The following is an 18,915-nucleotide window of genomic DNA, read 5'->3' as shown; positions in this document are numbered from 1 at the left end:
CAGATGCCCCATCAATGTGCCTTGTTTGGGCAACCATGTAAAGCAAGCGTATCGCCTATTTAGTCCCAAACATGCGATCGCCCGCATCACCTAGTCCCGGAACGATATATCCCAGTTCGTTCAGATGCGAATCCAGCGCTGCGGTGACAATTTGAACATCCGGATGTGCCTCTTGCATCCGTTTGACACCTTCGGGCGCGGCCAGCAGGCACAAAAAGCGGATATTCGTCGCGCCGCTTTCCTTGAGCATGTCAATCGCCGCCGCCGAAGAATTGCCCGTCGCCAGCATCGGATCAACCGCGATCACCAACCGATCTTCGAGCGAGTCCGGCACCTTGTAGTAGTATTTGACCGGCTGAAGCGTTTCTTCATCGCGGTAAAGGCCAACAAACCCCACGCGGGCCGAGGGGATCAGCTCCAATACGCCGTCCAGCAACCCGTTCCCCGCCCGCAGGATCGAGATCAGCGCCAGTTTCTTGCCCGCAATGGTTGGGGCGTCCATCTCGCAGATCGGGGTTTCGATCTTGGTGGTCGTCAGCTCCAAATTGCGGGTGACCTCATAGGCCAGCAATTGGCTGATTTCATGCAGCAATTGGCGGAAGGACTTGGTCGAGGTGTCCTTTTCCCGCATCAGGCTCAGCTTGTGCTGCACCAGCGGGTGATTGACGACGGTCAGGTTGGGGAAATCGTGGCTCATGCGGCCTCCAGCAGCTTGCGGACCCGGTCGCGGGTCGCGTCATCACAAAATGCGGCATCAATCGCCGCAAGGTTCAGGGTTTTGAAATCGTCCTCATTCCATTCGAAGGCCGCGTTCAACATCTCATATTCGCGCGTCATCGTGGTGTGGAAGAACGGCGGGTCATCGGTGGAAACGGTGACTTTGACCTCACGTTTGCGCAACTCTTCAATCGGGTGATGGCGGAAACTGCGGTACAGTCCCAAGGCCACGTTCGATCCGGGGCACACCTCAAGCACGATGCCCTTCTCAGCCAGCTCATCGACCAGCGCCAGATCTTCAATCGCGCGCACGCCATGGCCGATCCGTTCGACCCGCAGATCGCGCACCGCATCGCGCACCGATTGCGGCCCGCCCCATTCGCCCGCGTGACATGTCAACCGCAAACCAGCCTCGCGCGCCATGTCGAAACTATAGTCGAAATCCTTGGGCTTGCCCTTGGCCTCATCGCCCGCAAGGCCGAAGCCCGTCAGGAAATCGCCGACGGTTTCAGCGGCACACAACGCGGTTTCTTTGGCCTTCTCGGGGCCGAAATGGCGGATCGGCGTGACGATGCCGCGCAGGGTGATGCCCATGTCACGTTCGCACGCCGCGGCCTCTTCCTGAATGGCGTGTAGATATTCGCGCCATGCGCCCAGATCACGCCCACCGCAGAAATCGGGCGACAGAAAGGTTTCGGTATAAACGACGCCATGGTTGGCGCTTTCTTCCAGCACGGCGCGGGTCAGGCGGGCGAAATCCTGCGGGGTTTTCAGAACCTCGGTCGCAGCCTCATAGACGCTGAGGAAATGAACGAAATCGCGGAAGGCATAGCTGCCATCCTCATTGAACACACCCGTCAGGTTCACTGATTTTTCCTGCGCCAAACCGCGAATGAACGACGGCGGCGCAGCGCCTTCGAAATGAAGGTGCAATTCAACCTTTGGCAGGGCCTTGAGGCTCATAGAAAACTCCTTCCGGGGCCTTGCGATGGCACGCCCAGATGCTTGGCGACCGAGGCCGCGATATCGGCAAAGGCAACCTGTCCGATGCTACCCTGCCCGGCCCCATGGATCAGCACCGGCACGCGTTCGCGGGTGTGGTCGGTGCCGGGCCAACTGGGGTCATTGCCGTGATCGGCGGTGATGATCAGCAGATCGCCGTCACGCAGTTTGGCGATGACCTTGCCGATTTCGGCGTCGAACCATTCCAGCGCGCGGGCATAGCCTGCGATGTTGCGGCGATGGCCCCAAAGGCTGTCGAACTCGACGAAATTGGCGAAGGTCAAGCTTCCGTCCTCGGCCTCATGCACCAGATCATTGAGGTGCTGCATCAATGCGCCGTCTTTGCCTTTGCGCACGTCATCAATGCCTTGCATAGTGAAGATATCGCCAATCTTGCCAATCGCATAAACGCGGCGGCCCGCATCCTGCACCCAATTGGTCAGCACCGGCGCGGGCGGCGTGATGGCATAGTCATGGCGGTTCGCAGTACGCTCAAACGATCCCACTTCGCCAATGAAGGGCCGCGCGATCACCCGGCCCACACGCATGTCATGCAGCATCGGGGCCAGATCGGCACAAAGCTGTTGCAGACGGTCGAGGCCAAACGCCTCTTCATGGGCGGCGATCTGGAACACGCTATCGGCCGAGGTATAGCAAATCGGCCAGCCGGACCGCAGATGTTGGGCCCCGAACTGGTCGATCATCACGGTGCCCGACCCGTGGCAATTGCCCAAGATCCCATCGGTTCCGGCCAGTTCGCACACACGGCGCGTGACCTCCTCGGGGAAGGCGGGCTGCGCGTCGGGGAAGTAATGCCAATCCCACGGCACGGGCAGGCCCGCGATTTCCCAATGACCCGAGGGCGTGTCTTTGCCCGGCGAGGTTTCGGTCGCCGCGCCCCAGCGCCCGGCAGGTTCGCCCCCCAGCCCCGGCGCATCATCGCCCGAGGCCAAACGCACCGCCGCGCCAAGGCCCAACCCATCCATCACCGGCAGGTGCAGCGGGCCGGACCGGCCATCATCGGCGCGGCCTTCGGCACAGGCCTGCGCGATATGGGCAACCGTATTGGCGCCCGTGTCGGGCAGATTGCCATTGAAGAACTGGCCCGCGTCCGGCGCACCGCCGATCCCGACCGAGTCGATCACCACCAGAAAGGCCCTCATTCGGTGATCCTTTCGTAAACCAATGGCGCAGCAACTGGGGCCGCGCCGATGCGCATTGCGGCCTGAACCGCCCGAACGGCGGCATCCGCCTGTTCGACCCGCGCGGCATGGACCCGCGCCAAGGGCTGACCCTTATCAACCTTGGCCCCTAGCGCCAGAACATCCGACAGGCCGACCGCCGGATCAACGATATCGCTTTCGACCTGACGCCCGCCGCCAAGCGCCACGACCGCCAGCCCCAACGCCTCACCGTTTATGGCGGATATATGCCCCCCCTCAGGCGCGGGGATTTCGCGGATCACCGGGGCCTCGGGCAAGAACCGCGTGGCGGTTTCCAGAAACCCATGCGGGCCGCCTTGAGCAAAGACCATGCGCGAGAACCGGTCTGCCGCCTCGCCACTGGCGATGCACGCCCGGATCGCGGCATCCCCCGCCTCGGCGCTATCGGCCAGACCGGCAGTGTGCAGAACTTCGCCGCCCAAGGCCGCCGACAGATCAAGCAAGCGCCCGCCCTCATCGCCGCGCAACACGCGCACCGTGCTATCGACCTCAAGCGCATTGCCAAGCGCATTGGCCACGGGCGTGTTCATATCCGTAATCAACGCCCGCGTCGGGCATCCAGCGGCATTGGCTGTGCTGACCAACGCCTGCGCCAAGGCCCGCGCCTCATCGGGCGTTTTCATAAACGCGCCGGTGCCGACCTTGACATCCAGCACCAGCGCCTGAAGCCCTGCCGCCAGTTTTTTCGACAGGATCGACGCGGTGATCAGATCAAGGCTTTCGACCGTCGCCGTGACATCGCGGATCGCGTAAAGGCGTTTGTCCGCAGGCGCGATCTTGGCCGATGCCCCAACAATGGCACAGCCCGCCTTGGCCAGAATGTCATGCAAACGGTCCTCATCGACCTGTGTTGTATAGCCCGGTATCGCCTCAAGCTTATCCAGCGTGCCGCCGGTATGGCCTAATCCCCGCCCCGAGATCATCGGCACATAGGCCCCGCAGGCCGCCAAGGCCGGGGCCAGCACCAAAGACACGCAATCGCCAACGCCGCCGGTGGAATGCTTGTCGATCACCGGCGCGTCCAAATCCCAGGCCAGCACATCGCCGCTATCGCGCATCCCAAGCGTCAACGCGACGCGGCCCTCCTCGCTCAGACCATTGAGCAGAACCGCCATGGCAAAGGCCGCCGCCTGCGCGTCAGACACAGATTGATCGGCCAAACCTTGGGCAAACCAGCGCAATTCATCCCGGCTGGGGGTCTGGCCATTGCGCACGGTGGCGATAATCGCACGGGCGTCCATGGGTCAGGTATTCTCCATGTGACCGGCATCAAAGGCACCAGGCAGCAATTGCGCGACCGTGGTGTGGAATTCGTCGCCCGCCATCGTCGCCAAGGTCACAGGCACATCGCCTGCTGCAAATTCCGCCAGTTTCTGACGGCACCCACCACAGGGCGGCACCGGATTGGGGCTGTCGGCCACCACGTACACTTCGGTGATCTGCCGTTCGCCCGCCGCCGCCATGGCGGCAATTGCGCCAGCCTCGGCGCAGGTGCCTTCGGGGTAGGCGACGTTTTCGACATTACAGCCGGAAAACACAGTGCCAGAAACGGTGCGCAGGGCTGCGCCGACCTTGAAATTCGAATACGGGGCGTAGGCATTTTCGCGCACGGCGCGGGCGGCGTCTTTCAACGACATGGCGACCTCTTTGATCGGTTGGTCAAACTATCGTGCGCAGGCCGCGCGGCGAATGCAAGAGCAGGCTAGCAAGTCCGCGACGGAACCTCGGTCTTGGGGCGAAATGCGCGAAACATCGCCATCGGCAGGTTTTGCTTGCGAGGCCGCGGCAGAGCGGGCTTGATAGACCCAACAAAGCGCGTTTTGCCCCGCCCGCCCCTCCGCGTATCGGTGAAACACAGCCGCGAAAATATACCGCAGCGAAACCCTGTTTCGCTCAATCCAGAAAAGGTTTAAGGCTAAACCAAATTTTCCGGAGGGGAAAAATGTCCGATTCCAACAAAGAGTCGCTGCGTCAGGCCGCGCTATTTTATCACGAGAACCCGAAGCCCGGTAAACTTGAGATCCGGGCGACCAAGCCGCTTGCCAATGGCCGCGATCTATCCCGCGCCTATTCGCCGGGCGTGGCCGAGGCATGCCTTGAAATTAAGGACGATCCGGCCAATGCGGCGCGGTACACATCACGCGGAAACTTGGTTGCCGTGGTCTCGAACGGCACCGCTGTTCTGGGCCTTGGCAACATCGGCGCGCTAGCCTCAAAGCCGGTGATGGAGGGCAAAGCCGTCCTGTTCAAGAAGTTCGCAAACATCGATTGCTTTGACATCGAAGTGAACGAACCGGACCCTGAAAAGCTGGCCAATATCGTCTGCGCGCTTGAGCCGACCTTCGGCGCGATCAACCTTGAAGACATCAAAGCGCCAGATTGCTTTATCGTTGAACGAATTTGCCGTGAACGGATGAACATCCCCGTTTTCCACGATGACCAGCACGGCACAGCCATTGTTGTGGGCGCGGCTGCAACCAATGCGCTGCATGTGGCGGGCAAGTCGTTTGAAGATATCAAGATCGTGTCGACCGGCGGCGGCGCGGCGGGGATTGCCTGCCTCAACATGCTGGTAAAACTGGGCGTGAAGCGCGAAAACATCTGGCTCTGTGACATTCACGGGCTGGTTTACGAAGGCCGCGCCGAGGATATGAACCCGCAGAAGGCCGCCTTTGCCCAAAAATCCGACCTGCGAACGCTGGACGATGTGGTTGACGGGGCTGACCTGTTCCTTGGCCTGTCCGGTCCGCGCGTATTGAAGCCCGAAATGGTCGCCAAGATGTCCAAGCGCCCGATCATTTTCGCGCTGGCCAACCCGACGCCGGAAATCATGCCCGATGAGGCCCGCGAAGTGGCCCCCGATGCGATCATCGCCACGGGCCGCAGCGACTTCCCCAATCAGGTGAACAACGTTCTGTGTTTCCCGTTCATCTTCCGTGGGGCGCTGGACGTGGGCGCGACTGAGATCAACGACGAGATGCAAATCGCTTGTGTCGAAGGCATCGCCGCCATGGCCCGCCGCACCACCAGCGCCGAGGCCGCCGCCGCCTATAAGGGCGAACAACTGACATTCGGGGCCGATTACCTGATCCCCAAACCGTTTGACCCGCGCCTGTCGGGCGTTGTGTCCACCGCCGTGGCCAAGGCCGCGATGGAAAGCGGTGTGGCGACGCGGCCTCTGACTGATCTGGCCGCCTATAAGCAAAAGCTGGATCAGTCGGTCTATAAGTCGGCCATGCTGATGCGCCCGGTGTTTGAGGCCGCGCGCACCGCCTCGCGCCGAATTGTCTTTGCCGAGGGCGAAGACGAGCGCGTGCTGCGCACCGCGCAGGCCATTTTGGAAGAAACCACCGAAACGCCGATCCTGATTGGCCGCCCCGAGGTGATCGAGGCCCGCTGTGAACGCTATGGCCTGACCGTGCGCCCCGATCGCGATTTCCAGATCGTGAACCCGGAAAACGATCCGCGCTACCGCGACTATTGGGAAACCTATCACAGTGTGATGGCCCGTCGCGGCGTAACGCCAGATCTGGCGCGGACCATCATCCGCACCAACACTACCGCGATTGGCGCCGTCATGGTGCATCGCGGTGAAGCAGACAGCCTGATCTGCGGCACCTTCGGCGAATATCGTTGGCATTTGAACTATGTCAGCCAATTGCTGGAAACCAAGGAACTGCACCCGAACGGCGCGCTGTCGCTGATGATCCTTGAGGATGGGCCGCTGTTCATCGCCGACACGCACGTCTGGCAACTGCCCACGCCGGAACAATTGGCCCAGGTCGCAATCGGTGCCGCCCGCCACGTGCGCCGTTTTGGCCTGACCCCCAAGATCGCCTTCTGTTCGCAATCGCAGTTCGGCAACCAGACCGAAGGATCGGGCAAGCGCCTGCGCGACGCGATGGAGATCCTGAACACCGGGTCGCACAACTTTATCTACGAAGGCGAAATGCCGGTAGATGTGGCCTTGGACGGCGAATTGCGCGAACGCCTGCTGCCGGGCAACCGGATGGAAGGCGCGGCCAACGTGCTGATCTTTGGTCATGCCGATGCCGCCTCGGCCGCGCGAAACATGCTAAAGATGAAAGCCGGCGGACTTGAAGTGGGGCCGATCCTGATGGGCATGGGCAACCGCGCGCACATCGTCACCCCATCGATCACGCCGCGCGGTTTGCTGAACATGGCGGCCATCGCAGGCACACCGGTTCAAGCCTACGGTTAAGTTTGGCTTAGGCTCCGACCAATCAAAGCCCCAATGCCGCTGGCATTGGGGCTTTGGTTATGCCGATTTTGTCAAACAGCCCGGATTTGCATGGTAAGCGCGATTCTCGGGACTTTGCTAAGGTCCAGTTTGCTAATTTGCAATTCCACCGAAATTTCCCAAGAACATCGCGCAAGATTTTGGCTTTGCAAAAATTTGCAGACCTTTCGCCGCAGTTTCTGCAAATTCTCTGCGGTATTCTGTCCTGTCTGTCGGTAACAGACTTGCGTCAAACCGGGCGCGATCCTTAACACATTCCTATCTGTTGAGGAGGAGTACCAATGTCCTACAAAGATGTTTACAGCAGCTGGAAGTCCGACCCCGAAGCCTTCTGGATGGAGGCCGCTCAGGCCATCGACTGGGACGAGGCTCCGAAGCAAGCGCTTTTTGACAAAGGCAATGGCCTGTACGAATGGTTCGCCGATGCCAAGGTGAACACGTGCTGGAACGCCGTGGATCGCCATGTCGAAGCGGGCCGCGGCGAACAAACCGCCATTATCTATGACAGCCCGATCACCCACACCAAGCGCGAAATCAGCTATGTTGAACTGCGCAACCGCGTGGCCAACCTTGCCGGTGCGCTGCGTGCCAAAGGGATCGAAAAGGGCGACCGCGTTATCATCTACATGCCGATGATCCCCGAAGCGCTTGAGGCCATGCTGGCCTGCGCCCGCCTTGGTGCGGTCCACTCGGTGGTGTTCGGCGGGTTTGCCGCCAACGAATTGGCCGTGCGGATCGACGACGCCAAGCCCAAGGCGATCATCGCCGCCTCCTGCGGGCTAGAGCCGAACCGCGTGGTGCATTACAAACCGCTGCTGGACGGCGCGATTGATCTGGCCAAACACAAGCCCGACTTCACCGTGGTCTTCCAGCGCGAACAGGAAGTGGCCAAGCTGATCGAAGGCCGCGACTATAACTGGCACGGCTTCCAATATGGCGTTGAGCCTGCGGAATGCGTCCCGGTCGAAGGCAACCACCCGGCCTATATCCTTTATACCTCGGGGACCACGGGCGCGCCCAAGGGCGTCGTTCGCCACACCGGCGGCCATCTGGTGGCGCTGAACTGGACGATGAAGAACATCTACAACGTCGATCCCGGCGATGTGTTCTGGGCCGCGTCGGACGTGGGCTGGGTCGTGGGCCACAGCTATATCTGCTACGCCCCGCTGATCAACGGCAACACGACTATTGTGTTTGAGGGCAAACCGGTTGGCACCCCCGATGCAGGCACCTTCTGGCGCGTCATCCAGGAACATAAGGTCAAGTCCTTCTTCACCGCCCCCACCGCCTTCCGCGCGGTGAAGCGCGAAGACCCAAAGGGCGAGTTCGTCAAGAAATACGACCTGTCCGGCCTGAAGGCCGTGTATCTGGCAGGCGAACGCGCCGACCCCGACACCATTGTCTGGGCGCAGGACCAGCTAAAGGTTCCGGTCATCGACCATTGGTGGCAAACCGAAACCGGCTGGGGCATCGCCGCCAACCCGCTCGGCATCGAAGAGCTGCCGGTCAAGATCGGCTCGCCTTCGGTTCCGATGCCGGGCTATGACGTGCAGATCCTCGACGATGCGGGCCACCCGGTTCCCGCTGGCACCCTTGGCGCAATCGCGATCAAACTGCCGCTGCCTCCGGGCACCCTGCCGACCCTGTGGAACGCCGAAGACCGGTTCCGCAAATCCTACCTGAACACCTTCCCCGGCTACTACGAAACCGGCGATGCAGGCATGATGGACGAAGACGGCTACCTATACATCATGGCGCGCACCGATGACGTGATCAACGTCGCGGGCCACCGCCTGTCGACCGGCGGCATGGAAGAAGTGCTGGCCAGCCACCCCGACGTGGCCGAATGCGCGGTGATTGGCGTGACGGATCAGCTTAAGGGCCAATTGCCCGTTGGCTTCCTGTGCCTGAACGCAGGCACCAACCGCGAACATGCCGAGATCGTCAAAGAAGTGGTCAAGCTGGTCCGCGACAAGATCGGCCCGGTGGCCGCCTTCAAACTGGCCGTTGTGGTCGACCGTTTGCCAAAAACCCGCTCGGGCAAGATCCTGCGCGCGACCATGGTGAAGATCGCCGACAATGAAGAGTTCAAAATGCCCGCAACCATCGACGATCCGGCGATCCTCGATGAAATCCGCGAGGCACTTCAAACCATCGGCTACGCAACAGCCTGAGGTTTGTAACCAGTGCCGGGGCCGCGAGAACGCGGCCCTTTTTCTATGCGAAAAACCCCGGCGGGGGCGCCGGGGTATACTCATTAAACGTGCCAAATTCTACAGCAGGGATGCCAATCAGGCCGCCGTGCGCGTCTTGAAATCATCGACCTCGCGCTCAGCTTCTTCTTTGGCATAGCCGTATTTTTCCTGAAGCTTGCCAACCAGCTTTTCGCGATTGCCTTCGATGACATCCAAATCATCATCCGCCAGCTTCCCCCAGCGGGCCTGCGCCTCGCCTTTCAGTTGCTTCCACTTACCTTCAACAACATTCCAGTCCATATCGGTCTCCTGTTCATTGCGGCCAGATCGGCCTCTTGAACAAACAACGCAGGACTGGGGGAAACGTTCCCGCCCCCCTTCATCTTTCTATAAATCCTCCGGGGAGCACGAGGGGCAGCGCCCCTCGCACGGATCGCAGATCCGTTCCCAAAACGGACCTTACAATCTGAATCGCTTCAACGCTTAAACGAATTGCTCTCGGATCAGGCGTTCTTCCAACCCGTGGCCCGGATCAAACAGGACGCGGTGAATGATCGACGGCTCCGACTGGATATCGACCCGCAGGACATTCGGCACCGACCGGCTGTCTGCCTCGGCCATCACCGGGCGCTTTTCGTGTTCCAGCACTTCGAAGGTCACCAGCGCCGTTTTCGGCAACAGCGCCCCGCGCCAGCGGCGCGGACGGAACGCGGCCACCGCCGTCAGGGCCAGAACATCCGACCCGATGGGCAGGATCGGACCATGCGCCGAATAGTTATAGGCCGTAGACCCCGCAGGGGTCGACACCAGCGCCCCGTCGCAGACCAGCTCGGACATGCGCAGCTTGTCATCCACAGAAATCCGCAGCCGCGCGGCCTGCGGGCCAGCCCGCAGCATGGACACCTCGTTGATTGCCAGCGCCTCATGCACCATACCGTCGGTGCAGGTGGCTTTCATCGACAGCGGGTTGATCTGCTCTTCTTCGGCCGCCTCCAGACGTTCTTCCAACAGGTGCTCGGAATATTCGTTCATCAGGAAACCCACGGTGCCCCGGTTCATCCCATAGACCGGCACATCAAGGTTCTGCGTCCGGTGCAGCGTGGCCAGCATGAACCCATCCCCGCCAAGCGCGACGATCACATCCGCCCCCTGTTCGGCATGATCCCCATAGCGCCGCGTCAGCGATGCCTTCGCAGCTTGTGCAATCGGCGCATTGCTCGCGGCAAAGGCGATGCGTAACGACATCAATTGTTTCCTTCCGGCGGTATCTTCGTTCCAAAACAATCATAAGTTCCCTCCAGACACCAGAGTTGGCGCGGCATTTGGGTCATATGTCGCTTTGGGGCCTTTGCGGGGCCGCTCTTCTGCATTAGGAAGCCGCCATCCAGAATCTGACCCAACGGAGACGCGCCGATGACTGCCCCTCACCGTGACACCGGCTTTTTCACTGAAAGCCTATCCAGCCGCGACCCTGAACTGTTTGCCTCGATCACCGGCGAACTTGGTCGTCAGCGCCATGAGATCGAACTGATCGCCTCGGAAAACATCGTCAGCCGCGCTGTGATGGAAGCCCAAGGTTCGGTGATGACGAACAAATACGCCGAAGGTTATCCGGGCCGCCGCTACTATGGCGGCTGCGATTGGGTAGACGTGGCTGAAAACCTGGCCATTGCACGCGCCAAGGAACTGTTTGGCTGTGAATTCGCCAACGTTCAGCCCAACTCGGGCAGCCAAGCGAACCAAGGCGTGTACCAAGCGCTTCTGACGCCCGGCGACACCATTCTTGGCATGTCGCTGGACGCAGGCGGCCACCTGACCCACGGCGCAAAGCCGAACCAGTCGGGCAAGTGGTTCAACGCCATCCAGTACGGCGTGCGCCAGCAAGACAGCCGCATCGATTACGATCAGGTGCAGGAACTGGCGAACGAACATAAACCCAAGCTGATCATCGCGGGCGGTTCGGCCATTCCGCGTCAGGTGGATTTCGCCAAGATGCGCGAGATTGCCGACAGCGTTGGCGCATTGCTGATGGTCGATATGGCACACTTTGCCGGCCTCGTGGCCGCGGGCGAGCACCCCTCGCCCTTCCCCTATGCCGACGTGGCCACCACCACCACCCACAAGACCCTGCGCGGTCCGCGTGGCGGCATGATCTTGACCAACAACGAAGAGATCGCCAAGAAGGTGAACTCGGCCATTTTCCCGGGCATTCAGGGCGGCCCCCTTATGCACGTGATCGCCGCCAAGGCTGTGGCCTTCGGTGAGGCGCTGCGCCCCGAGTTCAAAGCCTATCAAAAGCAGGTTCGTGCCAACGCCGTTGCGCTGGCCGATCAGCTGATGAAGGGCGGTCTGGACATTGTGACCGGCGGTACCGACACCCACGTGATGCTGGTTGACCTGCGCCCCAAAGGCGTGAAGGGCAACGCGACCGAGAAAGCCCTTGGCCGCGCGCACATCACCTGCAACAAGAACGGCATTCCGTTCGATCCAGAAAAGCCAATGGTCACCTCGGGCGTGCGTCTTGGCACCCCGGCGGGCACCACCCGCGGTTTCGGTGAAGCCGAGTTCCGCCAGATCGCCGATTGGATCGTCGAAGTGGTCGATGGTCTGGCTGCGAACGGTGAAGAGGGCAATGGCGAGGTTGAAGCCAAGGTGAAAGCCGAGGTCGAGGCGCTGTGCAAGCAGTTCCCGCTCTATCCTGAGCTTTGATCGCTTGTTGATCTTGCAGTGAGGGGGCTGTCTGCCCCCTCACACTCCCCCGAGGAATATTTTTGGTCAGAAAATAGCAATAGCGCGCCCTGCGGCGACGGATTTTCTGACTTCCTGCGTATCAGTTCCAAAGGTTTTGCAACGGGGACAGATAGATGCGCATTCCAACACAGTTTTCTTTGCCTTTGACTGCGGCCGTTGTGGCGCTGGGGCTGGTCGTTCAGGCGTCGGATTGCGGCCAGTCTGCGGATGCACCGGTCGCCTTTCAATCTGCCGGGAAGATCGTTCAGGCGCCGCTTAGCGCGCTGTGAGGATCACAGAAAGCCGCGCCAGATCAGCAGGACGATCAGCACGGCAAAGACCACGATCAGGTTGAATGAGGTCACGCCCAAAGCGCCAAGGATCGCGCCTTTGCGGCGGTCGGCGACGTCGATGGCGTTTAGGTGCTTGAGCGCGCGGTCATAGGCAGCGGTCATTTTGGCCGGGTCAATCTGGCGCGCCAATTTGGGATTTTCCGCCAGTTTCGCGGTTTTGGCCACCTCAGCCAGATCGCGGCGCACCGAGGCCGGAAGCCGGCGGCCCGCCTTGCGCACACGCCGTTCCAGCGTGCCGCGCCGCGCACCGAACTTCTTTTCCAGAAGCGTGTTCAATTTGGCGACCATGCGGCCGGCGTCGGGCGATTCAACCATGTGCTATGATTACTGCTGTGCTATAGGCGGCTCAACCCTTGGCGGGTTGGACGCTATATTATTCACGGAACGCGCATGCTGAACACAATTTCCCACGGAACCGCGACATCGCAGCCGCCTTTGGTGATTGTGCATGGGCTATATGGATCGGCCCGGAACTGGGGCGTTATCGCCAAGCGTCTGTCGGATGAGCGGTTGGTGGTGGCCGTCGATCAGCGCAATCACGGCGACAGCCCGCGCAGCGACGTTCACAGCTATGCGGCGATGGCCAGCGATCTGGCCGAGGTGATCGAGGCGCTGGGGGGCCGTGCGGATGTGCTGGGCCATTCCATGGGCGGCAAGGCGTCGATGGTGTTGGCCCTATCGCGCCCTGACTTGGTGCGCAGCCTGATCGCCGCCGATATCGCGCCTGTGACCTATGGCCATTCGCAGATGCAATACATTGAGGCGATGCGCGCTGTGGATCTGGACCGTGTCGAGCGCCGGTCGGACGCGGTAGAGCAATTGGCCAAACTGGTGCCGGAAAAAACGCTGCAAAGCTTTTTCACCCAGTCTTTGGACGTGGCCAATAAGACTTGGAAGCTGAACTTGGACAGTCTGGCAGCCAATATGGAGCAGATCCTGAGCTTTCCTGAAGTGAGCGGGCAATTCGGCGGGCCGACGCTGTTTTTGACCGGTGCCGAAAGCAATTACGTGCTGCCAGAGCATCGCCCGCGCATCCGCGACTTGTTCCCCAAGGCGCGGTTTGCGAAATTGCCGGGCGCGGGCCATTGGCTTCACGCGGAAAAACCGCGTGAATTTGAGGCTTCGGTCCGGGCGTTTCTGAACGCGGTTGAAAAAGCCTAGTCGCCCAGCAGACGCAGGCTGCCTTCCAGCCACGGCAACAGCCGCTTGGCCGGGGTGATCACCAGATCCTGCATCAACCCGCTGACGGTACGGGCCACGTCGCGTGGCACGCGGTCTGTCCAGTCGTCGCTGGCCAACAAGACAATATCGCGCGAAAACGGCTCAAACGGCAGGGGTAGCGCCTCAATCTCGGGGTGGAACCGTTCGGCCCGCATGAAGCCCAGCGGTGTTGTGATTGTCCAGCCGACATTGCGTGACACCAGCGTCATCAGCGATTGATGCGAGCCGATTTCAAACCGTTCCGGGAAGTTTTGGCCTAGGCGGGCCAGATGCGCCTCAATCTTCTGGCCGATCAGCTGTTCACTGTCATAACGCAGCAAGGGCATGGCCTGCATGATCGCCTCGACCGAGCCGTGCTGCGACAGCGCTCCGCGCGGAGCCACGATCATGAACGGGTCTTGCGCCAGCGGATATTGCGCCACCCCGTCGGGCAATTGATCGGGGCTGGCGGCCACGGCCAGATGCAACTGGCCCGATTGCATCCCGTCCAGAATGTCGAGGCTTGGCGCCGTGACCAGCTTGAATTGGCAATGGGCCATGTTTTCGGCCAAGATCGTCACCAGTTGCGGCGTCAGATCATTGTCGAAATCGTCGATCATACCAAGGTTGAGCTTGTTCAGATGGCTTAGATCCATGACCGTCAATTCGTTCTGCGCGATCCGCAATTGCGACAGAACCGTCTGCGTGCGCGACAGAAATCCGCGCCCGGCTGAGGTCATTGTCATGGGGCGGCGCCCGTGATCGACCAGATCGACGCCCAATGCCGTTTCCAAGTTTCGAATTTGCTGGCTGACAGCGGGCTGACTAAGCCCGGTCAATTCTGCCGTCTGCGCAACCGACCCAGTTGCTGCCAGCGCTTCAAAAACCTCTAACCCACGTAGGGTCACACCTTTCATCAGCATGACCACCTCCCCAATCACAAAAAGCGACGAACAATGTCGCATTACCGTTTGCGCTTACACACACCTCAAGCGACTGTTTCAATTGCCTTCCACCCCTAAAAGGCAAGCCGCCCCTGCGCTAATACATTATTATGAACTATCTTTCGAGAACAACTCTGCCTGTTCGGCTATTTTTGGTGCGGATAGACCCAAATGCGCCCAACCTTTATGACCAAGCATTCGCCCACGCGGCGTTCTTTGAATTAAACCTTGTTGCAAAAGAAATGGCTCAATGACTTCTTCCAAGGCATCGCGGCTTTCGGAAAGTGCGGCGGATATCGTTTCAATACCCACCGGGCCGCCGCCATAATTCTCAGCAATTAAAGTCATATAGCGCCGGTCAGCACTATCCAGACCGATGTCATCGACGCCAAGGCGGTTCAGCGCGTGATCGGCCAGTTCGCGGGTGACAACGCCGTCGCCTTCGACCAAGGCGAAATCCACAACCCGGCGCAGCAGGCGGCCTGCGATACGCGGCGTTCCGCGGGCGCGGCGGGCGATTTCGCGGGCCCCGGCCTCATCGGCGCGGGCGCCCAGCTTCATCGCGTTGCGGGTGACGATGTGGTTCAGTTCTTCGACCGTGTAGAATTGCAGCCGCGTCGGAATGCCGAAACGGTCGCGCAGCGGCGTTGTCAGCAGACCAAGCCGCGTGGTCGCCCCGACCAGCGTAAAGGGCTGAAGTTCGATCCGCACCGTTCGCGCAGCAGGGCCTTCGCCGATCACCAGATCCAGCTCATAATCCTCCATCGCGGGATACAGGACTTCTTCGATAGCCGGGTTCAGGCGGTGAATTTCGTCGATGAACAGAACGTCCCGCGCCTCAAGGTTGGTCAGGATCGCCGCCAAATCGCCTGCCTTGGCCAGAACCGGGCCCGAGGTCATGCGAAAGTTCACGCCCAATTCGCGCGCCATGATCTGCGCCAGCGTGGTTTTACCTAGACCCGGCGGGCCGTGGAACAGCGTGTGGTCCATCGCCTCGCCGCGCATTTTGGCCGATTGGATGAACACGCGCAGGTTTGCGCGCGCGTCGGCCTGCCCCACGAATTCATCAAGCGATTGCGGGCGCAGGGCGCGGTCCTGATCCTCAGGAAGCCGTTCCGGGCGCAGGGTTGGATCGCTCTCCATTATGCGGGCCTTTCAAGAAATGCGTTGGCCATGGCTTAGTCCTTGGGGGCCAGCAGGCGCAAGGCCGCGCGGATCAGCGTCGAGGTATCGGCCTCTGGCTGTTCGCCTGCGGCTTGGGCGATGGCGCTGGCGGCCTCTCCGGGGCCGTAGCCAAGGTTGCCAAGGGCAGATAGCGCTTCGGCCTGCGCCGATTGGTTCGGCTTGGGCTGCGGCTTGGGCTTGGCGCGGCTTGGCTTGGGCGCGTCGGCCACGGGTTCGATCACGTCGTCGCCCGGTTCGGCCACACCCGTTGCGCCCATGGCCATGACCGTGGGCGCTTTGTCCTTTAGCTCATTCACCACGCGCTGCGCCGTCTTGGGGCCGATGCCCTTGGCGGCCTTGACCGCGTTCCAGTCCCCCAAGGCGATGGCCCGGCTGACCCCGTCCGGCCCCAGTGTCCCAAGGATGGCAAGCGACGCCTTGGCCCCGACGCCCTGAACGCTCATCAACAGGCGGTGCCATTCCTTTTCGACCAGCGTCGGAAAGCCGAACAGCTGCATCAGGTCTTCGCGCACCAGCATATCGGTATAAAGCGCCACTGCCTCGCCCACGCCGGGCAGACCGGCCAGCGTGCGATCGCTGCAATAAACGATGTAGCCCACGCCGCGCACGTCGATCAGCACGTGATCGGTGGCCTTATAATCAATCCGGCCCGAGAGTTTGCCAATCATGCCCGCACCTTCATTCCGGGGGCCCGCACGTAGAACGCATGACACATCGCCACCGCCAGCGCATCGGCTGCGTCGGGGCCTGCCAGTTTCACGCCGGGCATTTGCATTTTCACCATATGGGCAATCTGGCCTTTATCGGCATGACCCACACCAACCACTGTCTTTTTCACCGCGTTGGGGGCGTATTCACCGACGTCCAGCCCAAACTGCGCAGGCACCAACAGGGCGATCCCCCGCGCCTGCCCCAGTTTCAGCGTGGCCACGGCGTCCTTGTTGACGAAGGTCTGTTCCACCGCTGCCGTGTCGGGCGCGTATTCGCGCAGAACCGCCGTCAGCTGCGTGTGAAGCGACAGCAACCGCATCGACAGATCTGTCCCTTCAGAGTGAACGATTCCATTGGCGACATGCCGCAGACGACTACCTTCGGCGTCAATCACGCCCCACCCCATGTTCCGAAGACCGGGGTCAATGCCCAGAACGCGCATGCTGACCTGCCCTTGTTGCTTTTTCATCCCAGTAGCACGAAACGCGAACATAGGCCAAGCCAAATGCGCGAAAGCCGTTTTCGACACCCTTTGCGCCGAAGGCGACACCGGGCAAGAACGCGCCCCTTGGAAGGGCAGTAAAAATACCCGAAAGCCGCACCAAAGCTTACTTTATTTCAACGCCTTACGCGCCATCTGGTCATGCATAAATTGCATGACGACCATGCGTCTCGCGCCAGTTGTCCGGGCCGTGAACAGGGCGTATCTGCCGCTCGAAAATGATGCACCCTGCGAAGAAGGAACAGGCAAATGGCTGCAATCGAGACCTCCAGCACTGCACTGGCCCATCGCGGCCTGATCGCGCGGATCATGCGTGCAATTACCGAAGCCCATGCTGCATATGCGGTTTGGCGTGAGGCCCAGAATACCCGTCGCGAATTGAACATGCTGACGGATGACGAATTGGCCGACATTGGCCTGACGCGCTACGATATTCGGTTTATCGGTCGCTGAACGAAAAAGCCCCGCCAGTGATTGGCGGGGCTTTTTTCTTTGGCGGATCGGGGCTTAGATCGGCAGGGATTGGAGCAGATTGGCGATCCATGCCGTGGCCGGATCGATCTGCATCAGCCAAGCGCCCATCCGTTCCCCGGTTGATCCCAGTTCGAAGAACGCCAGATGCCCGTCATAGGCCTCAAACCCGATCTGGCTAAGGATCAGGCCCTTCAGCCCGATAAAGGCCAGCGCAAACAGCACGATATAGCGTAGCGGTCCAAGGCTGATCGTCTTGCGGGGTTTGAGTTCGACGATACCGTTCTTGTTGATCTTTTCGGTATAGCCCCCGGCCAGTTTACGATGCGTCGATTGCACGTTTTTGGCACGGCGATCAAAGCTGCGCATAGCTTCTGACATGAAGGCCTCCTCAGATCCTTTCGATAGCGATTGCGTCACTTCTGCCAAAGTAATGCGGCAAATCTTAGGCGATTGACCGCTTTTGCATCGCTATCGGGAAATCAAGCCTTTTTCAGCGTCAGCGTCGTCCATTCGCCGTTTTCTTCGCGGTAGTGCACGCCCGCGCCATGTTCGGCATAGGCGGCGACCACTTCGTCGGCCTGATCGTTCAGAATGCCCGACAGAATCGCGTAACCGCCCGACCGCAGCGCGCCGGTCAGATCGCCCGACATGTCCACCAGCGGCCCCTTGAGGATATTGGCGAAGATCAGGTCAAACGGCGCGGCCTCGGACAGTTGCGGATGGTCAAACCCCGTGGCCTCAAGGCAGATCACCCGGCCCGTCATATTGTTCGCGGCGACGTTCGCCTCGGCCACTTCGACGGCGACGGGGTCAATATCGCTGGCCAGTGCCGGGTTCGGCCAGATCCGCGCGGCAGCCATTGCCAGAACGGCGGTGCCACAGCCGATATCGGCCACCGACTGACCAACAAAGCCTTCGTTATCCAACCGGTCCAGCGCCTTCAGACAGCCCAGCGTTGTACCGTGGTGGCCGGTGCCAAAGGCCATCGCCGCCTCAATCAGCAGCGGTTCGCTATCGGCGGGCACCTTGTCGGCATCGTGGCTGCCATGGACAAAAAAGCGGCCCGCGACAACCGGGCTAAGATCGCGGCGCACTTTGGCGACCCAATCCACATCCGGCACTTCGGAAATGATGAACGGCTGCGCCCCATGGGCGGCCTGCAACAGTGCCAAAACCACATCGTCTGGCTTGTCCATGAAATAGGCGCCAACCTCCCACAGGCCCGAGCCGTCTTCCATCTCAAAGACGCCAACGCCGTAAGGCTCAGGCTCCATCCCCTCAAGCGCAAGGCCCAACGCCTCGGAGGGCGCTTTTTCGGTCAGCTTGGTATAGGCGGTCCATGTGGGCATTGTCGGTCTCCTGAGGGCGGGAATGCGCGGCCTTGCTATCCGATCCGATGTACCAGCACCAGACCTTGC

20 protein-coding genes are annotated in these 18,915 nt (G+C 60.8%); 6 read left to right on the top strand and 14 right to left on the bottom strand.

Annotation, left to right across the window (positions count from 1 at the left end):
* Positions 1-55: 55 nt before the first annotated feature.
* The 5 genes from upp to PRI8871_RS02385 are packed head-to-tail and all read right to left on the bottom strand — an operon-like array spanning position 56 to position 4,579.
* Positions 56-697 carry a uracil phosphoribosyltransferase gene (gene upp / locus PRI8871_RS02405; protein ID WP_108884577.1) on the bottom strand — a complete coding sequence of 214 codons (642 nt, stop codon included), beginning with the start codon at positions 695-697 and terminating at the stop codon, positions 56-58.
* Entirely contained in the window at positions 694-1,680 is a 987-nt protein-coding gene (locus PRI8871_RS02400) for an adenosine deaminase (RefSeq protein WP_108884576.1), read from the bottom strand. The genes upp and PRI8871_RS02400 overlap by 4 nt, the downstream gene beginning before the upstream one ends.
* On the bottom strand, positions 1,677-2,882 hold the full coding sequence (locus tag PRI8871_RS02395; protein ID WP_108884575.1) for a phosphopentomutase: 1,206 nt from the start codon (positions 2,880-2,882) through the stop codon (positions 1,677-1,679). The genes PRI8871_RS02400 and PRI8871_RS02395 overlap by 4 nt, the downstream gene beginning before the upstream one ends.
* Positions 2,879-4,183: a thymidine phosphorylase gene (locus PRI8871_RS02390; protein ID WP_108884574.1), complete on the bottom strand. Its 1,305-nt coding sequence runs from the start codon at positions 4,181-4,183 to the stop codon at positions 2,879-2,881. Before PRI8871_RS02390 ends, PRI8871_RS02395 begins: the two co-directional genes overlap by 4 nt.
* Positions 4,184-4,186: 3 nt before the next feature.
* Complete coding sequence (locus PRI8871_RS02385; RefSeq protein WP_108884573.1) at positions 4,187-4,579, bottom strand: cytidine deaminase; 393 nt, start codon at positions 4,577-4,579, stop codon at positions 4,187-4,189.
* 305 nt (positions 4,580-4,884) lie between these two features.
* Between PRI8871_RS02385 and PRI8871_RS02380 the strand changes: the two genes are divergently transcribed.
* Positions 4,885-7,164, top strand: a complete 2,280-nt coding sequence (locus PRI8871_RS02380; RefSeq protein WP_108884572.1) for an NADP-dependent malic enzyme — start codon at positions 4,885-4,887, stop codon at positions 7,162-7,164.
* Between the two features lie 320 nt (positions 7,165-7,484).
* Entirely contained in the window at positions 7,485-9,377 is a 1,893-nt protein-coding gene (gene prpE, locus PRI8871_RS02375; RefSeq protein ID WP_108884571.1) for a propionate-CoA ligase PrpE, read from the top strand.
* Between the two features lie 117 nt (positions 9,378-9,494).
* On the opposite strand, the gene PRI8871_RS02370 is transcribed toward prpE, so the two are convergent.
* A complete protein-coding gene (locus tag PRI8871_RS02370) occupies positions 9,495-9,698 on the bottom strand; it encodes a CsbD family protein (RefSeq protein ID WP_108884570.1) in 204 nt (67 codons plus the stop codon).
* Positions 9,699-9,881: 183 nt separating this feature from the next.
* Complete coding sequence (locus PRI8871_RS02365) at positions 9,882-10,643, bottom strand: NAD kinase (RefSeq protein ID WP_108884569.1); 762 nt, start codon at positions 10,641-10,643, stop codon at positions 9,882-9,884.
* A 168-nt stretch (positions 10,644-10,811) separates the two neighbouring features.
* Here PRI8871_RS02365 and glyA point away from each other — a divergent pair, with 168 nt between their 5' ends.
* Both glyA and PRI8871_RS19490 read left to right on the top strand, forming a co-directional pair.
* Positions 10,812-12,107: a serine hydroxymethyltransferase gene (gene glyA, locus PRI8871_RS02360; protein ID WP_108884568.1), complete on the top strand. Its 1,296-nt coding sequence runs from the start codon at positions 10,812-10,814 to the stop codon at positions 12,105-12,107.
* Positions 12,108-12,262: 155 nt separating this feature from the next.
* Positions 12,263-12,418: a hypothetical protein gene (locus PRI8871_RS19490; RefSeq protein ID WP_181389345.1), complete on the top strand. Its 156-nt coding sequence runs from the start codon at positions 12,263-12,265 to the stop codon at positions 12,416-12,418.
* 3 nt (positions 12,419-12,421) lie between these two features.
* Here PRI8871_RS19490 and PRI8871_RS02355 read toward each other — a convergent pair whose 3' ends face one another.
* Positions 12,422-12,769 carry a hypothetical protein gene (locus PRI8871_RS02355; RefSeq protein ID WP_146188633.1) on the bottom strand — a complete coding sequence of 116 codons (348 nt, stop codon included), beginning with the start codon at positions 12,767-12,769 and terminating at the stop codon, positions 12,422-12,424.
* Between the two features lie 102 nt (positions 12,770-12,871).
* Between PRI8871_RS02355 and PRI8871_RS02350 the strand changes: the two genes are divergently transcribed.
* Positions 12,872-13,642: an alpha/beta fold hydrolase gene (locus PRI8871_RS02350; protein ID WP_108884566.1), complete on the top strand. Its 771-nt coding sequence runs from the start codon at positions 12,872-12,874 to the stop codon at positions 13,640-13,642.
* Here PRI8871_RS02350 and PRI8871_RS02345 read toward each other — a convergent pair.
* From PRI8871_RS02345 to ruvC, 4 genes are all read right to left on the bottom strand, one after another.
* Positions 13,639-14,604, bottom strand: coding sequence for a LysR family transcriptional regulator (locus tag PRI8871_RS02345; RefSeq protein ID WP_108885181.1), 966 nt, complete (start codon positions 14,602-14,604; stop codon positions 13,639-13,641). The two genes, PRI8871_RS02350 and PRI8871_RS02345, sit on opposite strands and share 4 nt — an antisense overlap.
* A gap of 129 nt (positions 14,605-14,733) precedes the next feature.
* Complete coding sequence (ruvB, locus tag PRI8871_RS02340) at positions 14,734-15,771, bottom strand: Holliday junction branch migration DNA helicase RuvB (RefSeq protein WP_108884565.1); 1,038 nt, start codon at positions 15,769-15,771, stop codon at positions 14,734-14,736.
* A 32-nt stretch (positions 15,772-15,803) separates the two neighbouring features.
* Positions 15,804-16,478, bottom strand: coding sequence for a Holliday junction branch migration protein RuvA (gene ruvA / locus PRI8871_RS02335; protein WP_108884564.1), 675 nt, complete (start codon positions 16,476-16,478; stop codon positions 15,804-15,806).
* Complete coding sequence (gene ruvC / locus PRI8871_RS02330; protein ID WP_108884563.1) at positions 16,475-16,963, bottom strand: crossover junction endodeoxyribonuclease RuvC; 489 nt, start codon at positions 16,961-16,963, stop codon at positions 16,475-16,477. Before ruvC ends, ruvA begins: the two co-directional genes overlap by 4 nt.
* 309 nt (positions 16,964-17,272) lie before the next feature.
* Between ruvC and PRI8871_RS02325 the strand changes: the two genes are divergently transcribed.
* Positions 17,273-17,476, top strand: coding sequence for a DUF1127 domain-containing protein (locus PRI8871_RS02325; RefSeq protein WP_108884562.1), 204 nt, complete (start codon positions 17,273-17,275; stop codon positions 17,474-17,476).
* Between the two features lie 54 nt (positions 17,477-17,530).
* Here PRI8871_RS02325 and PRI8871_RS02320 read toward each other — a convergent pair whose 3' ends face one another.
* Entirely contained in the window at positions 17,531-17,875 is a 345-nt protein-coding gene (locus PRI8871_RS02320; RefSeq protein ID WP_146188632.1) for a hypothetical protein, read from the bottom strand.
* A 101-nt stretch (positions 17,876-17,976) separates the two neighbouring features.
* Positions 17,977-18,846: a 50S ribosomal protein L11 methyltransferase gene (locus tag PRI8871_RS02315; RefSeq protein ID WP_108884560.1), complete on the bottom strand. Its 870-nt coding sequence runs from the start codon at positions 18,844-18,846 to the stop codon at positions 17,977-17,979.
* Positions 18,847-18,915: the final 69 nt, after the last annotated feature.

Source organism: Pseudoprimorskyibacter insulae, from assembly GCF_900302505.1.
Taxonomy (GTDB): domain Bacteria; phylum Pseudomonadota; class Alphaproteobacteria; order Rhodobacterales; family Rhodobacteraceae; genus Pseudoprimorskyibacter; species Pseudoprimorskyibacter insulae.
Note: the sequence above shows the minus strand (reverse complement) of the source record. Positions and strands in the feature narration are given on the sequence as shown.

What these genes read in the sequence shown, in the direction of transcription:
- glyA (WP_108884568.1), top strand. Translation starts at nt 10,812, where the DNA reads ATGACTGCCCCTCACCGTGACACCGGCTTTTTCACTGAAAGCCTATCC.
- PRI8871_RS02380 (WP_108884572.1), top strand. Translation starts at nt 4,885, where the DNA reads ATGTCCGATTCCAACAAAGAGTCGCTGCGTCAGGCCGCGCTATTTTAT.
- PRI8871_RS02325 (WP_108884562.1), top strand. Translation starts at nt 17,273, where the DNA reads ATGGCTGCAATCGAGACCTCCAGCACTGCACTGGCCCATCGCGGCCTG.
- PRI8871_RS02395 (WP_108884575.1), bottom strand. Translation starts at nt 2,882, where the DNA reads ATGAGGGCCTTTCTGGTGGTGATCGACTCGGTCGGGATCGGCGGTGCG.
- upp (WP_108884577.1), bottom strand. Translation starts at nt 697, where the DNA reads ATGAGCCACGATTTCCCCAACCTGACCGTCGTCAATCACCCGCTGGTG.
- PRI8871_RS02355 (WP_146188633.1), bottom strand. Translation starts at nt 12,769, where the DNA reads ATGGTCGCCAAATTGAACACGCTTCTGGAAAAGAAGTTCGGTGCGCGG.
- PRI8871_RS19490 (WP_181389345.1), top strand. Translation starts at nt 12,263, where the DNA reads ATGCGCATTCCAACACAGTTTTCTTTGCCTTTGACTGCGGCCGTTGTG.
- PRI8871_RS02370 (WP_108884570.1), bottom strand. Translation starts at nt 9,698, where the DNA reads ATGGACTGGAATGTTGTTGAAGGTAAGTGGAAGCAACTGAAAGGCGAG.
- PRI8871_RS02390 (WP_108884574.1), bottom strand. Translation starts at nt 4,183, where the DNA reads ATGGACGCCCGTGCGATTATCGCCACCGTGCGCAATGGCCAGACCCCC.
- PRI8871_RS02400 (WP_108884576.1), bottom strand. Translation starts at nt 1,680, where the DNA reads ATGAGCCTCAAGGCCCTGCCAAAGGTTGAATTGCACCTTCATTTCGAA.
- ruvC (WP_108884563.1), bottom strand. Translation starts at nt 16,963, where the DNA reads ATGCGCGTTCTGGGCATTGACCCCGGTCTTCGGAACATGGGGTGGGGC.
- PRI8871_RS02315 (WP_108884560.1), bottom strand. Translation starts at nt 18,846, where the DNA reads ATGCCCACATGGACCGCCTATACCAAGCTGACCGAAAAAGCGCCCTCC.
- PRI8871_RS02345 (WP_108885181.1), bottom strand. Translation starts at nt 14,604, where the DNA reads ATGCTGATGAAAGGTGTGACCCTACGTGGGTTAGAGGTTTTTGAAGCG.
- prpE (WP_108884571.1), top strand. Translation starts at nt 7,485, where the DNA reads ATGTCCTACAAAGATGTTTACAGCAGCTGGAAGTCCGACCCCGAAGCC.
- PRI8871_RS02385 (WP_108884573.1), bottom strand. Translation starts at nt 4,579, where the DNA reads ATGTCGTTGAAAGACGCCGCCCGCGCCGTGCGCGAAAATGCCTACGCC.
- PRI8871_RS02350 (WP_108884566.1), top strand. Translation starts at nt 12,872, where the DNA reads ATGCTGAACACAATTTCCCACGGAACCGCGACATCGCAGCCGCCTTTG.
- PRI8871_RS02320 (WP_146188632.1), bottom strand. Translation starts at nt 17,875, where the DNA reads ATGTCAGAAGCTATGCGCAGCTTTGATCGCCGTGCCAAAAACGTGCAA.
- ruvA (WP_108884564.1), bottom strand. Translation starts at nt 16,478, where the DNA reads ATGATTGGCAAACTCTCGGGCCGGATTGATTATAAGGCCACCGATCAC.
- PRI8871_RS02365 (WP_108884569.1), bottom strand. Translation starts at nt 10,643, where the DNA reads ATGTCGTTACGCATCGCCTTTGCCGCGAGCAATGCGCCGATTGCACAA.